Origin of the sequence: Rhodococcus sp. IEGM 1406 (genome assembly GCF_030056745.1) — a bacterium.
Lineage (GTDB): Bacteria > Actinomycetota > Actinomycetes > Mycobacteriales > Mycobacteriaceae > Rhodococcus_F > Rhodococcus_F erythropolis.
Genome location: NZ_JASHKO010000005.1, coordinates 235,896 through 250,908 on the forward strand (window position 1 = coordinate 235,896; position 15,013 = coordinate 250,908).

Annotated in this window: 14 protein-coding genes; 7 read left to right on the forward strand and 7 right to left on the reverse strand. The window is 63.7% G+C overall.

Features of this window, described 5'->3' with window-relative positions; genetic code table 11:
• Positions 1-31: 31 nt before the first annotated feature.
• Positions 32-859: an alpha/beta fold hydrolase gene (locus tag QM596_RS23095; protein WP_020906763.1), complete on the reverse strand. Its 828-nt coding sequence runs from the start codon at positions 857-859 to the stop codon at positions 32-34.
• Positions 805-2,031 (reverse strand): MFS transporter, encoded by a 1,227-nt coding sequence (locus QM596_RS23100; protein ID WP_283309991.1) that lies wholly within the window; start codon positions 2,029-2,031, stop codon positions 805-807. The genes QM596_RS23095 and QM596_RS23100 overlap by 55 nt, the downstream gene beginning before the upstream one ends.
• Before the next feature lie 111 nt (positions 2,032-2,142).
• On the opposite strand from QM596_RS23100, the gene QM596_RS23105 reads away from it, so the two are divergent.
• The 3 genes from QM596_RS23105 to QM596_RS23115 all read left to right on the forward strand — a co-directional run bounded on the left by QM596_RS23105 (position 2,143) and on the right by QM596_RS23115 (position 4,375).
• Positions 2,143-2,916, forward strand: a complete 774-nt coding sequence (locus QM596_RS23105) for a PIG-L family deacetylase (RefSeq protein WP_019744397.1) — start codon at positions 2,143-2,145, stop codon at positions 2,914-2,916.
• Positions 2,917-2,981: 65 nt separating this feature from the next.
• A complete protein-coding gene (locus QM596_RS23110) occupies positions 2,982-3,374 on the forward strand; it encodes a PaaI family thioesterase (RefSeq protein ID WP_283309992.1) in 393 nt (130 codons plus the stop codon).
• A complete protein-coding gene (locus QM596_RS23115; RefSeq protein WP_019744398.1) occupies positions 3,371-4,375 on the forward strand; it encodes a tocopherol cyclase family protein in 1,005 nt (334 codons plus the stop codon). The genes QM596_RS23110 and QM596_RS23115 overlap by 4 nt, the downstream gene beginning before the upstream one ends.
• Here QM596_RS23115 and QM596_RS23120 read toward each other — a convergent pair.
• Positions 4,341-5,210 carry a LysR family transcriptional regulator gene (locus tag QM596_RS23120; protein ID WP_141487571.1) on the reverse strand — a complete coding sequence of 290 codons (870 nt, stop codon included), beginning with the start codon at positions 5,208-5,210 and terminating at the stop codon, positions 4,341-4,343. The two genes, QM596_RS23115 and QM596_RS23120, sit on opposite strands and share 35 nt — an antisense overlap.
• Before the next feature lie 70 nt (positions 5,211-5,280).
• Between QM596_RS23120 and QM596_RS23125 the strand changes: the two genes are divergently transcribed.
• Positions 5,281-5,640: a YybH family protein gene (locus QM596_RS23125; RefSeq protein ID WP_019744400.1), complete on the forward strand. Its 360-nt coding sequence runs from the start codon at positions 5,281-5,283 to the stop codon at positions 5,638-5,640.
• A gap of 15 nt (positions 5,641-5,655) precedes the next feature.
• On the opposite strand, the gene QM596_RS23130 is transcribed toward QM596_RS23125, so the two are convergent.
• Positions 5,656-6,927 (reverse strand): ROK family transcriptional regulator, encoded by a 1,272-nt coding sequence (locus tag QM596_RS23130; RefSeq protein ID WP_020906761.1) that lies wholly within the window; start codon positions 6,925-6,927, stop codon positions 5,656-5,658.
• Between the two features lie 342 nt (positions 6,928-7,269).
• On the opposite strand from QM596_RS23130, the gene QM596_RS23135 reads away from it, so the two are divergent.
• Genes QM596_RS23135 through QM596_RS23145 form a run of 3 tightly spaced genes read left to right on the forward strand, consistent with a single transcriptional unit; the run spans position 7,270 to position 11,348 of the window.
• Entirely contained in the window at positions 7,270-8,265 is a 996-nt protein-coding gene (locus QM596_RS23135; RefSeq protein WP_020906760.1) for a TauD/TfdA dioxygenase family protein, read from the forward strand.
• Complete coding sequence (locus QM596_RS23140) at positions 8,262-10,583, forward strand: arylsulfatase (protein WP_283309994.1); 2,322 nt, start codon at positions 8,262-8,264, stop codon at positions 10,581-10,583. The genes QM596_RS23135 and QM596_RS23140 overlap by 4 nt, the downstream gene beginning before the upstream one ends.
• A 15-nt stretch (positions 10,584-10,598) precedes the next feature.
• On the forward strand, positions 10,599-11,348 hold the full coding sequence (locus QM596_RS23145; RefSeq protein WP_283309995.1) for an SDR family NAD(P)-dependent oxidoreductase: 750 nt from the start codon (positions 10,599-10,601) through the stop codon (positions 11,346-11,348).
• Between the two features lie 19 nt (positions 11,349-11,367).
• Here the strand turns inward: QM596_RS23145 and QM596_RS23150 are convergent, their stop codons facing one another.
• The 3 genes from QM596_RS23150 to QM596_RS23160 all read right to left on the reverse strand — a co-directional run bounded on the left by QM596_RS23150 (position 11,368) and on the right by QM596_RS23160 (position 14,985).
• On the reverse strand, positions 11,368-12,129 hold the full coding sequence (locus QM596_RS23150; protein WP_029254829.1) for an ESX secretion-associated protein EspG: 762 nt from the start codon (positions 12,127-12,129) through the stop codon (positions 11,368-11,370).
• On the reverse strand, positions 12,126-13,661 hold the full coding sequence (locus QM596_RS23155) for a hypothetical protein (protein WP_283309996.1): 1,536 nt from the start codon (positions 13,659-13,661) through the stop codon (positions 12,126-12,128). The genes QM596_RS23150 and QM596_RS23155 overlap by 4 nt, the downstream gene beginning before the upstream one ends.
• Positions 13,662-13,788: 127 nt before the next feature.
• Entirely contained in the window at positions 13,789-14,985 is a 1,197-nt protein-coding gene (locus QM596_RS23160) for a L,D-transpeptidase (RefSeq protein WP_047889775.1), read from the reverse strand.
• Positions 14,986-15,013 lie beyond the last annotated feature (28 nt).

The window sequence follows — 15,013 nt, forward strand, 5'->3', positions numbered from 1 at the left end:
CTCCATACTGCCCCCTCACCGGGCGCGAACTCTAACCGAGGCTCGAGATGAAGGTTCGCACTTCGGACACGAATCGTGTCGGATCCTCCACGAACGGGCCGTGATTGCAGCCTTCCCAGTACGACGCCTGGGACTTGGGAATCAGTTCCTCGGCGTGCTTACCTGCACTCACGTCGACGACGGAGTCCTCGGTTCCGTGCAGAACGAGAACGGGGATATCCAGGTTGCGAAGCAAGTCGTCGTGACCGACAGCACGGTTGAACAATGCTGCGCGCACCCGCGGACGAGTCGAGAGGCTGTACCCGAACAAGGCCTGCGACGCTGCACCCTTGCCCTCGGGTGGGCCGGTGAGAGCGTTGCCGAAAGCGCCGAGTGCCCTGATCGCCTCGCGGGGATCTTCGGACATCGCGCCGGGAACCGCGCTACGCATCGCCGAGCCGACCTTGCCGCCCTTCTCACCGCGGCCGATGCTGGTGATCGCACCGACCAGAACCGCACCCGCCACCGCACCGGTTCCGTGCGCTGCCAGATAATCGCAGATCACCAGACCGCCGTACGACCAGCCGAGCAGTATCGCGTTCTCGGTAACGCCTTCTGCCGCGAGAACAGCCGCGACGTCGCCGGCCCAGTTCGCGGAGTCGTCGTATCCGGTTTCGGGAGCGTCGGAGTAACCGTGGCCGCGCAGATCGACAGCGATCAGGCGGTAGTCCGCAGCCAGGTCCGCGAGGACCTGCTCGCCCCAGCACTGCGACGACTGAGCCCAGCCGTGCAGCAGCACCAGCGGGGTCCCCGCCGAATTTCCGGTTACTCGATAGACGATGGACGTGCCGTCGACGCTGACGGCTTCACGAATAGACATGCCGTCACGATAGAGGCTGCGACTGCGGCGCCGACCGCGAGCATGTACGCCGACGAGACGCCGTAGCGGTCGATCAGTTGCCCGGCCAGCGCAGACCCGAGCGCCACGCCGACGCCGAGGCCGGTGACCGTCAGGGTCATTCCCTCCGTGAGCTTTTCCGGGGGGACGATCTGTTCGACCAGGGCTGTCGCGATGATGAGCGTCGGTGCGACGGTCGCGCCTGCCAGCACGTACGCGCCCGCGAGTGCGGCCACGTTTCCGACCAGGAGTAGTGGGACGCTGAGAACGGCGACCCCGGAGGACGCGATCATCAACTGACCTCGCAGCGACCGCGCCGGGTGCATCGACCCGAAGATCAGTCCCGCGATTCCCGAACCGCCGGCGAACAGCGCGAGGACCAGCGTCGCGGATCCCGGCGAATTCTGTTCCTGGGTGAACGCGATGGCGCCGACGTCGATGACGCCGAAGATCGTTCCGAGCATCACCATGATCACGATGACGATCCACATCACGTGGTTACCGAGAACCGACCGTCCGCGGCCGGGTCGACGCGGATGCACCTTCGGTTCGGTTCCGCGCTGTATGACCAGCAGCAGGGTTCCGGTGACCAGCAGAATCAGTCCCGCCAGTGGTCCCGCCTCGGGAAAGAGCCCGATGCTCAGGCCAACCGAAATGACGGGGCCCGCCACGAAACAGAGTTCGTCCACCACGGATTCGAAGGCAAAGGCGGTGCGCAGCTGAGGTTTTCCGACATAGATCGCCACCCACCTGGCGCGGATCATCGCGCCGATCGTCGGGGTGGCGCCGCCGGGGACGACCAGAACGAAAAGCAGCCAATCGGGAGCTTCCATCCGCACTGCGAGCAAGAGCGCCCCGATCGCTGTGACGCTCACGGCTGCGGCAATCGGCAGGACCGCACGCTGTCCGAAGCGGTCGACCGCACGTGAGACCGCGGGCGCGATGATCGCCGACGACAGCGCGAAAACTGCGGCGAGCGCGCCGGCGAGCGCGTAGTCACCACGAAGTTGCGAGATCATCGTCACGATTCCGATGCCGATCATGGCGATCGGCAGCCTTGCGACAAATCCGGCGGCCGAGAAGGCGACCGATCCGGGGGCGGCAAAGATCTCGCGGTAGGCGCTCAGCAGGCCTTTGTTGGTGGATTCGCTCATGTCAGCTTCTCGTGCACTGAACAAGGTTCACAGAGCCGAGGCCGACTCGACAAATCGTTTTCACTGTGCGCTCGGGTTGACCTGTCGGTAACTTGCCTTACGATTGCGCGAATGAGTGTCCTGGTGTGTTTCCACGCCCATCCCGATGACGAAGTTTTCACTACGGGTGGCGTGATGAGAATGGCCGCCGACGCAGGTCACCGCGTCGTAGTCGTCACCGCTACCGACGGTGCTCTCGGTGAATTCCCCGACGGCCTGTTGGACGAATACGAGACGTTGGCTCAGCGCCGCAGCCGTGAACTCGAGGCGTCCACCGACGCGTTGGGCGCCAATCGCGTCGTGTCCCTGCATTACCCGGATTCGGGGATGGTGGGTACGCCCGAGAACGAGAATCCGGAAGCGTTCTGCAACGTCGACGTCGAGAAGGCCGCCGAGCGTCTTGCCGAGGTTCTTCGTGAAGAGAACGCCGATGTCCTGACCATCTACGACCCCAACGGCGGATACGGGCACCCGGATCACATCCAGGTCCACCATGTCGGCGTCCGGGCCGCAGAACTCGCAGGCACGCCGTTCGTCTACGAGGCGTCCACCAACCGCGATCACATGAAGATGCTGATGCAGGCCAACCCCGAGTGGACCGAAGAGGCGCAGCCGCCGGACATCGAATCGTTCGGGCTTCCGGCAGACCAACTCACCACCGCCGTCGATGTCAGTTCGGTGATCTCGTCCAAGCGCGCGGCCATGTACGCACACGCGACGCAGGTCGGCGATTTCGGCCCGTTCCTCGAAATGCCGACGGAGCAGCTCGCCGCGGCATTCGGCACCGAGTGGTTCCGTCGCCGCAACGCGCCGGAAGGTCTGTCCGAAACCGCCCTTCCCCTCTGAAGTCACCGCCCTCGATAAACCGAAGTCCCGACGGAGGTTTCGGCGGCTCGTTACCATCGGTAGGCATGGACCTCGAACAACTTGTCGCGAGCATGCCTTTTGCAGTTCACACCGGAATTCAGTTGGACAGCGCGGCACCCGAACAGGTTGTCGGCCATCTGGATTGGGACAGCCACCGCACCACCGCCGGCAACGGAATGCACGGCGGCGCCTTGATGACGCTGGCAGACAGCGTCGGCGCCGTCTGTGCCTTCCTCAATCTTCCGCCCGGTGCAAGCACTTCCACCACCAGTTCGTCGACCGTGTTCACTCGCGGGGTGCGCAAGGGCACGGTCACCGCAACCGCCCGGCCACTGCGTGCGGGGCGCAGCACCGTCGCGGTCGTGACCGAGATTCGCGACGACGAAGGCCGCCTCGTCGCTCAGGTCACCGCATCACAGGCAGTACTGGGACCGTGAAGCGTCCCGCGTACCGCGCCTCGGGTGCCACCCTGCCGTACGGCAATCTGCTTGCCTCCCATGATGTTGCGATGGAGGGTTACTTCTGGCGATTCACGATGCCAGGCAGCGGACGGGTGGTGATCGCGCTCGCCGGAATCAACAAGTCCGACGGCGGCAACTGGTCGACGCTCGGTCTCGCGGCGCATCCAGGCGGATTCCTCCGTACCGCCGAACATCCGAGCGGATCGGCCGATCCACGGATCCTGGGGGCCTACGCCGACAACGCTTTCCGCGGCAATGCCGATCGACTGCAGGTCGATTTCGGCGACAGCCATCTCGACGTGCGGATCAGCAATCAGCGATTCTGGCCGCATCGCCGCTTCGGGGGATCGAGCTACTTCCAATCAGTTCCCGCACTCAATCAATACTGGCATCCGTGGCTGCTCGGCGGCCGGGTCGAGGGAAGCGCCGTCATCGACGGGCAGAACTGGGATCTCACCGGGGCACAGGTGTACGGCGAGAAGAACTGGGGAAAGGGAGGATTCCCGGAATCCTGGTGGTGGGGACAGGCACAGGGGTTCACCGATCCTCGAGCCTGCGTGGCGTTTGCCGGCGGCCAGGTCAGCGCCGGACCTCTGCGCACCGAAGTCACCGCCGTCGTTGCCGCGCTACCGGACGGAACGGTATTGCGGCTGGGTAATCCGCTGACGTCACAGGTGGAGACGACGGTGTCCGACGATCGCTGGACTCTTCGCGGCTACAGCCGGAAGTGGAGCGTCGACATCGACGGGACCGCGCCCATCGCCGACGCACATATTCTTCCTGTTCCGATACCTGCCGAGCGTCGAAACGTGCCAGGAGCGCTCGAGCATCTCGGTGGAACCATGTCGGTCATCGTCCGCCGGCGCGGCACCATAGTCTGGAAGGACAGGTCACGGTTGGCTGCTCTCGAGCACGGCGGATTGGATCGGGCGCAGGCCGAACTCACTCGACGGGAACAGCTCTCGCAAGATCGATGAGAGCGGAGGCCGCCGGATTCTTGCCGCCCGACGAACGCCAGACCAATTCCAGCCGAGATCGTGCTTCCGGTTCGAGATCGATCCGATGCAACTCCCCCACTGTCGACTCCGGAAGCACAGCCATTCCCAGCCCCTGCGCTGCCAATGAAACGATGATGCCGAGGTTGCTTGCCTCGAGCGCAACCGTCGGCTTGGTACCGGCTGCGGCGCACGCGAAGTCCAGACACGTTCTGATGCCGGTTCCCTCCGGCAGACAGATGACCGATTGCGTCGCGAGTTCGGCAAACGGCAGAGACGACACCTCGGCCAGCGGATGATCCGCCGCCACTCCGGCCACCAGTCGTTCGTCGGTGATCACCCTCGATTCGAGCCCTTCCGGCAGCTTGCCCGCCACCCCGATGACGGCTATGTCGAAGGTTCCGTCCAACACTCCGGCAAGCAAACTGCGCGAATCGTCCTCGGCCAGCGAAATGTCCAGTCCGGGGTGTTTGTTGTGCAACCGACTGAGCAGATCTGTGAGGTCGGCGGAAGCGCAGGCGGTAACCATCCCGACCGAAACGGAACCCCGAACCAGTCCGTTCAAGGCATCGACAGCGTCGCGGGTGCTCTGAACGGAAGCGAGTGCAGCGTAGGCGTGCGGGAGGACAGCTCGCCCGGCGTCGGTCAGACAAACGGTTCGACCACTTCGATCGAGCAATTCCTGCCCCAACTCACGTTCCAGCCGTTTGACCTGCGCACTCACACCCGGTTGGGCTACGTGAAGCCGCTCGGCGGCGCGAGTGAAGTTGGCTTCCTCCACTACCGTGACAAAGTATTCGAGCTGCCGAAGTTCCATAACTGCTGATTCTAGCTGCGAGACAAACTAGATCTTGGACTTATCGCCGGTGCGGTAGAACGATGGAAGCATGACAACAACAGATGACGTTCAGAAGGCCGGAACCCCGGAAGACATCGCGAAGCTTTTTGTGCAGTTCGCCAACGCTGGTGACGCAGACGCCGTCGCCGCACTCTACGAGGAGGATGCGGTGATGGCCTTCCCGCCCGGATCACTCACCGTGGGCCGCCAAGCCATCCGCGAGGTGATCTCTCAGATGCTGGCAGCTGCACCGAGATTCACCGTCGAGGAATCTCTACCGACGGTGATCAGCGGCGACCTCGCCATGACCTCGACCAAACCTTCCGACGGAACCGGCGGGCGCACGCAGGTCGCGCGCCGCCAGTCCGACGGATCATGGTTGCGAGTCTTGGATCGACCGGAACTCTGACTACCCTCTTCGCAGTCAGACGGCCGACGCGCGACGCATGGCCGCAGCGGGATCAGCAAACAGTGAACTCAGTGACACGACCGTGGAAGCGTATTCCTGAACCCGATTACCGAAACCGGTAATTCGAATGTCCTTACGCTCCAACGAGGATGCCGTCGAGAAAGCCTCGGCGACATGGGGCACTCCGGCGGGATAGTCGGTGAATGCCTGACCACCCAGAATCACACGATCCGGGTTGAACAGGTCACGCAGCATTGCCACCGTCCGGCCGAGGACGCGTGCTCGATCAACCAGAAGTTCGTGTGCCGGAATGGAACCCGACGACGCAGCCCGGTAGACGTCCGCGATCGTGACTCGCTCACTGCCCTGGATCACGGCGCCCGAAGACAAAGCCTGCGCAACTACAGCGCGGTCACTGATCGTTGCTTCAAGGCAACCCACGGCGCCGCAGGTGCACCGTGCGGACGAACCCGTCGGAAGGTGCGCGATCGAACCGGGTCCGCTGGACGGCGTGTGTACTCGACCTTCGAAAGTGATTGCGATACCGGCAGTTTCACGGGCGTAGAAGTACAGCCCGGTAGTGCCCGGTGTCGGAGCCTCGGCACGGTCGGTGCTGAGCAGAAGTTCCGACGCAGCCATCGCCTCGACGTGGGCTGCGACTGAGACGGGGAGATCCAAGCCGGCTCCGATGATGGATCCGACTTTGGCGCCCTTCCACCCCAGGCGCGGGTGATCGACTACTCCGGTCGCCGAATCGACGCGACCGCCGATGGCCACGCCGACGGCGAGTGGACGACGCTTGTGCCACCGTGAGGCAAACGATTTGGCCGAGCGCGCAATGGTGGCAAGCGCGACAGCAGAATTGGTGGCGGGAGTCGGAATCTCGACGGCGCCGAGCACCTTCCCGCGGATGTCGCTGGCGATGATGCTGGTGACGACGGCACCGATATGAATGCCCACGGTCAAGTACGGCTCGTGGTTGACCTCGAACGGAACCCGCGGACGCCCGATGGCGCCGGAGGCCGTCAAGTCTGCGCGTTCGCGCAGGATCCCGAGGTCCAGCAGGCTCGTGACCTGCCGGTTCACGGTGGCAATACTCAGTCCGGACGCTTTCGCCGCGGTATCGCGAGAGAGCGGTCCGCGGGATCGAGCAATGCGCAACACCGTCGCGGACGGTCCGTCGGCAATGCGCAGTTCGGGCACGACGATCTGGGTACGGGTCCGTGTTCCCGAGAGCGCGGTTCGCGATCGGATGTTCGGAATGGCGGAGATGGTGGGTGTCGACATGGCTGTCCCTTGCAGAAGGAGGAGAAGGCGCATATCTCTGTCGACCGCGAAATCAGCTTTTGCGCTGGTCAAGCGAAGAGAAAGACAGGAAAGGCGCAGAAATTAGCTGCAGAAAGAACGGCGGCGACAACACAGCTCTCGCGCCAAGGGCAGACGCGAACCAAGCGCAGCGGTCACATAGGTGACCCGCAAAGCGGCAGGCTGGTCGGTCGACATGGCTCCAAAAGTAGCAGCTTCACCGAGATTCACAAATCAGGTGCGGTAACGATCACACTGACCACAACCCTGTCGAGGCGGATTCTCGCGTGTTTGGGTGGGTGCACTCCCCACGAAAGGTGCACCATGTCTACAGCTTTCGCCAAGCCGACCCTCACGGACGCGGCATCAACGAACGGGGCGGCTGCCGGCGCCGCTCGCGGCACTGTCACCCCCCTCGGCGCGCATATCGGCGCCCGAATCGACGGAATCACTCTCGGCGAGCACCTCGATCCGGCGACGATCTCACTCATCCGACAGGCGCTTCTCGAACACAAGGTGATCTTCTTCCGCGGACAGAACCACCTCGACAACGATTCGCAGTACGAGTTCGCCCAGCTGTTGGGCACCCCGACCACTGCCCACCCCACGGTGAAGTCGCACGGCGCAAAAGTTCTGCCCATCGATTCGGACCTGGGCAAGGCCAACAGTTGGCACACCGACGTCACCTTCGTCGATCGCATCCCCAAGGCGTCGATCCTGCGCGCGGTGCAGCTGCCCGAATACGGCGGTTCGACGACGTGGGCGTCGGGGGTGGCCGCGTACAACGGACTGCCGGATCCACTCAAGGCGCTCGCGGAGAACCTCTGGGCTCGCCACACGAACGTCTACGATTACGCGGCCACCAGCGCCGAGCGTCTCACCGAAGATCGCACGGCCGCCTATCGCGAGGAGTTCCAGTCCACGTACTTCGAGACGGAGCACCCCGTGGTGCGTGTCCACCCTGAAACCGGAGAACGCACGCTCGTCCTCGGACATTTTGTCAAGAACTTCGTCGGGTTGAGCACCGAACAGTCGAACGGTGTGTTCAAGCTCTTGCAGGATCACGCCATCAAGCTCGAGTACACGACGCGCTGGAACTGGGAAGCGGGTGACGTCGCGATCTGGGACAACCGGGCCACCCAGCATTACGCGATCGCAGACTACGACAACCAGTACCGGCGTCTGGAGCGCATCACACTGGCCGGCGACATCCCGGTCAACATCCATGGGGAACGAAGCCGCAGTATCGCCGGCGACGCTTCCGAGTATTCGGTTATCGAAGGTGCAGTTGCGGCAGAAGGTGCCTCGAACAACTCATGACTCACGCAGATTCCGCACTTCCGCCGCACGCGCGCGGTTACGAAGGCTTCGAGGGTCGAATCGGCCGCACCGCAGCCGATTCGACCCCGGCGTGGCCCACAGCCACGACCCCGGCTCTCGGATCACCCAACATCGTCGTGGTTCTGATCGACGACATGGGATACAGCGACATCGGACCGTTCGGCTCCGAGATCGAGACTCCCACCCTCGACCGCCTTGCCTCGCAGGGCATTCGAATGACCAACTATCACACGACGCCCCTCTGCTCGCCGTCTCGCGCCGCGCTTCTCACCGGCCTCAATCCGCACCGCGCCGGGTACGGATTTGTTGCCAACGCCGATCCGGGATACCCCGGACTGCGTCTGGAATTGGCCGACGACGTCCAGACACTCCCCGAAATCCTCCGCGGCGCAGGCTATGCGACCTATGCGGTGGGCAAGTGGCATCTCGTGCGCGACGCAAACCTCGCCCCGGGACGAAGTCGTGATTCCTGGCCGACACAGCGTGGATTCGATCGCTACTACGGCTCACTCGAAGGACTCAATTCCTTCTATTACCCCAATCAATTGATCTCCGACAATTCTGTGGTCGACGTCGACGAGTATCCCGAGGGCTACTACCTCACCGACGATCTGACCGACAAGGCCGTCGGGTACATCAAGGACCTTCGCGCCCACGATCAGGACAAGCCGTTCTTTCTCTACTTCGCACACGTCGCCATGCACGGACCCTTACAGGCCAAACCCGCCGATCAGGCGAAATACCGCGGTCGCTACGACGAGGGCTGGGATCGAATCCGCGAGTCGCGGTTCGCCTCTCAGCTACTGCAGGGACTCTTTCCGGAGGGGACACGACAGGCACCGCGTAACTCCGAACCCGGGTTCGACGTGCCCGAATGGGATTCGCTCACGCCGGAGGTGCAGTCTCGGTTCGCCCGCTACATGGAGGTGTACGCGGCGATGGTCGACTCGATCGATCAGAGCGTCGGACGCATCGTCGACACCCTGGACGAACTGGGCGAACTCGACAACACGATCATCGTCTTCACCTCGGACAACGGCGGCACCGCCGAGGGCGGTTCGGACGGGACTCGAAGCTACTTCGCGCAGTTCGCACATATTCAGGATCCGGACTGGGTGGGCGATGTCCCACACGACGAATCCCTCATCGGCGGACCTGAATTGGGCGTGCACTATCCACGTGGATGGGGGCAGACGTCCAACACCCCCTTCCGGTTCTACAAAGGGCAATCCTTTGCCGGTGGGATCCGTGTTCCCTTCCTCCTGTCCTGGCCCGCGGGATTGAAACCCGAAGCGGGCGACAACGGGATCCGCGACCAGTTCGCGTATGTCACCGACCTGACGCCGACGCTTCTCGAACTGGCCGGAATCGAAACCCCCACCGTGCGAAACGGGCTGCCGGTCAAGGAGTTCGACGGTGTGTCGAGCGCGCCGGTTCTGCGTTCACCCACCGCTCCGAGTACCCACACCGAGCAGTACACCGAGGTGACCGGAATCCGCGGCTACTACAAGGACGGATGGAAACTGCTGGCGCTCGCTCCAGCTGACATCGACAAACCGCACTGGCAATTGTTCGACGTCCGAGCCGACCCGACCGAGCTCGACGACCTCGCATCACGGTTTCCCGACAAGGTTCGCGAACTCGCCGAGGCCTGGGACCACTCGGCGTGGGCGAACACCGTGTTTCCTCTACTGGGCAATACCGTCGGCGCGGTTCGCCGTCCGGAGGAAGAGGCACTCTCACGCCCGGTGCGACTACTTGCGGGAACGCCCCCGCTGGAGCGCTACCGCTCATCCAAACTGATCGGGTTCCGTGACTTCGACATCACGATCGAACTCGACGGTTACCGCGAAGGCGACGCCGGCGTCCTTGTCGCCCATGGGGATCCACAAGGTGGATATCTTCTCTACATCGAGGACGGCAACCTGCATCTCGGATACAACGCCTTCGGTTCATACTCCGTGGTCGATGCGGGGCCATTGCCGGTCGGCACCAAGCGAATCGACGTGTCCGTGGCTGTGTTACCGCGGTTGCGTTGGGATCTCCACGTCAGCGTCGACGGCATTCACGCGGGCCAACTGCTCGGGCAAGTACAACTGGTCGGGATGGCGCCGTGGACCGGCATCTCGGTCGGGGTCGACGCCAGAGGACCTGTGTCGTGGGAAGTACGACGACGCCACGGACCATTCCGGTACAGCGGCGCGCTGCGCGCCGTCACCTACACCCCTGGCCCGGTCAAGGTACCGCGTCGTCACATCGAATCCATCGAACGGGAGGCAGAGTATGCCGCCGACTAGCCCTACGATTGCATCATGACCATTTCTTCCGATGCCCGCATCGCCGTAGTCACCGGAGCCAGCTCCGGAATCGGTGAGGCCACCGCCCGCACCCTGGCAGCTCAGGGATTCCACGTCGTGATCGGTGCTCGCCGCGTCGATCGTCTCGAGAAGATCGCCGAGGAAATCGGTGGTACAGCTCTCGAACTCGACGTCACAGACGAGGATTCCGTCGACGCGTTCGCGGCCGTGGTCCCCCGTGTCGACGTGTTGGTCAACAACGCGGGTGGTGCAAAGGGTCTGGCAACAGTCCTGGACGCCGATCTGGACGACTGGCGGTGGATGTGGGAGACCAATGTTCTGGGTACGTTGCGTGTGACGAAGGCACTGCTGCCCAAGCTGATCGATTCGGGTGACGGTCTGGTCGTGACCATCACCTCGGTGGCCGCGCTGGAGGCATACGACAACGGCTCGGGCTACACCACCGCCAAACACGCTCAAGCCGTCCTTCATCGGACATTGCGCGGTGAACTGTTGGGTAAGCCCGTTCGACTGACCGAAATCGCGCCGGGAGCCGTCGTGACGGAGTTCTCACTCGTCCGGTTCGAGGGCGATCAGGACAAGGCCGACAAGGTGTACGAGGGAATCACACCGTTGGTGGCGCAGGACATCGCCGAGATCATCGGTTTTGTCGCGTCGCGGCCGTCACATGTGAACCTCGATCAGATCATCGTCAAGCCGAGGGATCAGGCAAGCCCCGGTCGGTTCCATCGCACCACCAGCTAGTTCGAATCGCACCGAACAGCTAGAGCCTCGGGCGAATCGACTGACGGAGGACGGAGTCGAGATTGCGTGCAATCTCGGCCTCCGTCACTTCCGCGGAAGCGCCGCGGGCACTCACGGTTTCACCCGCGGTGATGATGTACCGACCGTCGCCGGCATAGTCGTACCAGTGGAATGTTATTCCGTCGTCTGTCGGCCTGCTGTCGACGGCTCCTCCCGGGTATGCGGTGACTTCACCGATCGAGGTCCGCTCTCGGCCGAAGAATCTGCTCACTTCCTCGCTCCCGCGCGCACCGGCTGCGCTGCTCAGAAAGCTCTGCCTCCCGGCAGTTTTCGGCCTTTCGATGTTCAGGCCACGCTCCGATCCAGCGGGGCAGGTCGGCAGGTGATCGACGAGCATCCGCGGAATTGCCGACGGGCGTGCCACGGTGAAAACCACGTCGGAGCCACAGTCGACAGTCCTGCCGGGCAGTTGAGTCAGGAGCACACCCAGGTCGCCGGCAACAACACCGTGCAATCGCGTCACCGTACTCATCTTCTGCCCATGGAAACCGGAAACCTCCACACGAGCATCAGGATTCGCGAGAGCACCGAGAACGTGATGCAGCCGATCGTCGAGCACGGCAGACAGGTGCGCTCCCGCTCGACGTCGCGCCGCTGTCAACTCGATCATGGTGTCGGCCGCCGGACGAAACCGCAGCGGGTACGGGAGTCGGTCACGTCCGACCGCTTCCCAGAGAATCTGGAATTCGAGGCCGGTGAACTGCCATTGCATGGTGGTCATTCGCCCAGTACCGCCGGGGAGACCATGGGTAGGTCGCCGATCAGGGCGTTACCGTTCTCGACGGTGACGAGGTACCCGGGGGTGTCGTGAACGTTGTCTTCGTCTTGCCCTTGCCCTCGTCCCGGTGCCATGCCGCCGACGCCACCCATCGCGCCCCGACCGCTCTGCGCGCCCGTCGCCGAAGTACCGCCAGTTCCGTTGACTCCCCCACGTCCGCCACCGGCGAGGCCGCCGCCGCCGCCAGGGCCGCCAGGTCCGAGGGCTCCACCGGGCCCGAAGCCGCCGGTGCCGATTCCACCGGCAGAACCTCCACCCGAACCGCTACCCACCAGGCCTGACGGCACGCCGGAACCGAGCTGAGCACCATTCGGAGTTGCACGGGCAAGGCCATCCGGCGCTGCACCGGCGGACAGTGGACCGGCATGTGCCGCGGTGGTCCCGGCCGGGCCGGAATCGTTTGCGGACCGGGCGGCGTCGGCACCGGAATTCCCTTGGGTGTCAACACCACTACGGTTGTCACCATTTCCGGAATTGGGGCCTAAAGGGTTCTGACCGGAACCGTCTCCGGCCGGATTTGCACCGCCGGAGATTCCACCGTCCACTCCTCCACCAACTCCGCCACCCGACGCCGATGGCGCGCCGAGCCCGTTCCCCGTTCCCGAGGCCATACCTCCGCCGGAACCACCACCACCGAATGCGCCGCCACTTCCAGCCCCGCCACTTCCAGCCCCGCCATTGCCGGTGACCGGATTGAAAGCGGCCGGGAGGATCGGCACCTGGTCGTCCGCACGCTTCATGTACGGCAGATACACGTCCTTCATCACCTGGCGCGCTTGACGTTCGGCTTCTTCCGCTTCGTATTGGGCCTGCTTCCACGTAGCCCCGGGAACCAGGCTGAGAAACCTCTCGACCGTCGAGGCGCCGTCGGGTGCCGGAATCGAGCGTTTGGCCTCGTCGAGTGCGATCTTCGCCTCCTCGATCTTGTTCGAGATCAGATCGACCCGCACCTTCAGCTCACCCGCATCGGCCGAGTAGGCCAGCACTGCTTCCAACGCAGCCGAGCCTCCACGTCCCTGCCAGCCTTCGGTGATTGCACCGTTCACATCGCTCTGGAACTTCCCGATGCCAGATTCCACCCGGCCGGCAATGGCCTTCCAGGCCTCACCGATTGCACTCAGGGTTGCCGGATTCATCTCGCTGACGTGGTCGAAGATTTCGGAGTGCGACATCGCATCGAAAGGATCGTCGTCCACGATTGCATGTTCGCTGTACTCGAGCGATGACGTCTGGGCGGTGAGGGCATCGCGCTCACCCCACGCTCGTGCGCGCTCTGCATCGGCGTCGGCGGTCGCAACAGCCATCTCGTCGTCGAACGCGCCGCGGTCGTCGGTTACGGATTGCACCAGAGCAGATGTAGCGACTGCGCTCGCGATGGGAGCGCCGACAACTGGCAACGCCGCCACGCCGGACGGGACGGCATGCGTCGCTTCGGAGATCCTGCCAAGCACATCTTCCAGAAATGGAATGCCCACCGATGCCCCCTGACGTCGAAATCCCCGTCGGACTCCCCCGAGCCGACAGCGCTTACCTGTATTGACGCAAGCAACGCCCGGATGGTTCCGCTCGTCGACGGATTTCTCGGTTCACAGCAGTAGAGGCTTACGCCAGTGCAGACATCGACTTCCAGGTCGGCAAATCGATCGCCCAGTCGTAGATGTCGCCGTCCGCAGGCGACAGGTCGATCGACGTGCCGGTCACCTCGACGGGGTCACCGTAGAGGGCGGTTCCGAAGTATTCCTGCGCGTCGGATGTCGACAGGTTGATGCAACCGTTCGTGACGTTCGACGAGCCCTGCACCCCGGTGGTCTGAGGATTGGCGTGGATGAATTCGCCGTTGTTGGAGATGCGCACCGCCCAACGCTCACGCACGTTCTCGTAGAACGGCGGATTGGACATCATGAAGTCTTCGTACTTCTCCGTCACCATGTGAATGCCGCTGCGCGTGACGTTTCGAGGTTCGTTTCCCTCGCCGTAGCTGACGGGAATGTCCATGATCGTCTGACCGTCTCGCACCACCTGCATGCGGTGGCTCGGCGCGTTCGCCTTCACGATCTGGCTACGACCGATCGTGAAGTCGAGCGTGAGATCCTGGTCGCCGTAAGCGCCACCGCCGTAGTTCAAGCCGTAGAGCTTGGCGTCCAGATGGACAGTTGTGCCCGGCACCCAGTAATCGGCCGGTCGCCAATGGGCCCGTGATCCGCCGTTGTCGTCGGCCAGCCATGCCCACGATCCGGCGGTGGGCGGCACGGTGGTCACGACAAGCGCCTTCTCGACGGCCGCCTTGTCGACGACGGAGTTGTCGAACTGCAACGTGATCGGTGCCGCGATACCAACTTCCTGGCCGTCGGCGATGTTGAGGGTGGCGCCGGTGGTCGACTCCGGGGCGACCGTCGTAAAGCTCCCCTGCACTGGCACGGATTTACCGTCGGTTCCGGTTGCCGAGCCCGACCACGAATACGTGGTGCCGTAGCCGAGTGCCTCACTGACGGTGAACGTCGTCTTGTCAGGCGAGAGTTGTCCGGCGACGGCCTTACCGGCCGCGTTGCTGAGATTGACGTCGGCCAGTGTTCCCTGGGTCACCGCAACCGAGACGGGCGCGACCGGGCTGACGTCTTTGGTACCGGGTGCCGGCGTCGACACCACGGTCGCAACAGGCGCTGGTTCGGCGGCCGCCGCACCGCCTTGTCCGTCCTTGCCACCGATCGTGCAGCCGACGGCGGCCACCATCACCGCGAGCAATACAGCTACCAACGCAACAACACGCGAACGACTTCTCCGACCACCCAGCTCATGCACTTCAACAGGCTACCTGCGGGCTCCGTCA

What these genes read in the sequence shown, in the direction of transcription:
- QM596_RS23095 (WP_020906763.1), bottom strand. Translation starts at nt 859, where the DNA reads ATGTCTATTCGTGAAGCCGTCAGCGTCGACGGCACGTCCATCGTCTAT.
- QM596_RS23100 (WP_283309991.1), bottom strand. Translation starts at nt 2,031, where the DNA reads ATGAGCGAATCCACCAACAAAGGCCTGCTGAGCGCCTACCGCGAGATC.
- QM596_RS23105 (WP_019744397.1), top strand. Translation starts at nt 2,143, where the DNA reads ATGAGTGTCCTGGTGTGTTTCCACGCCCATCCCGATGACGAAGTTTTC.
- QM596_RS23110 (WP_283309992.1), top strand. Translation starts at nt 2,982, where the DNA reads ATGGACCTCGAACAACTTGTCGCGAGCATGCCTTTTGCAGTTCACACC.
- QM596_RS23120 (WP_141487571.1), bottom strand. Translation starts at nt 5,210, where the DNA reads ATGGAACTTCGGCAGCTCGAATACTTTGTCACGGTAGTGGAGGAAGCC.
- QM596_RS23125 (WP_019744400.1), top strand. Translation starts at nt 5,281, where the DNA reads ATGACAACAACAGATGACGTTCAGAAGGCCGGAACCCCGGAAGACATC.
- QM596_RS23130 (WP_020906761.1), bottom strand. Translation starts at nt 6,927, where the DNA reads ATGTCGACACCCACCATCTCCGCCATTCCGAACATCCGATCGCGAACC.
- QM596_RS23135 (WP_020906760.1), top strand. Translation starts at nt 7,270, where the DNA reads ATGTCTACAGCTTTCGCCAAGCCGACCCTCACGGACGCGGCATCAACG.
- QM596_RS23140 (WP_283309994.1), top strand. Translation starts at nt 8,262, where the DNA reads ATGACTCACGCAGATTCCGCACTTCCGCCGCACGCGCGCGGTTACGAA.
- QM596_RS23145 (WP_283309995.1), top strand. Translation starts at nt 10,599, where the DNA reads ATGACCATTTCTTCCGATGCCCGCATCGCCGTAGTCACCGGAGCCAGC.
- QM596_RS23150 (WP_029254829.1), bottom strand. Translation starts at nt 12,129, where the DNA reads ATGACCACCATGCAATGGCAGTTCACCGGCCTCGAATTCCAGATTCTC.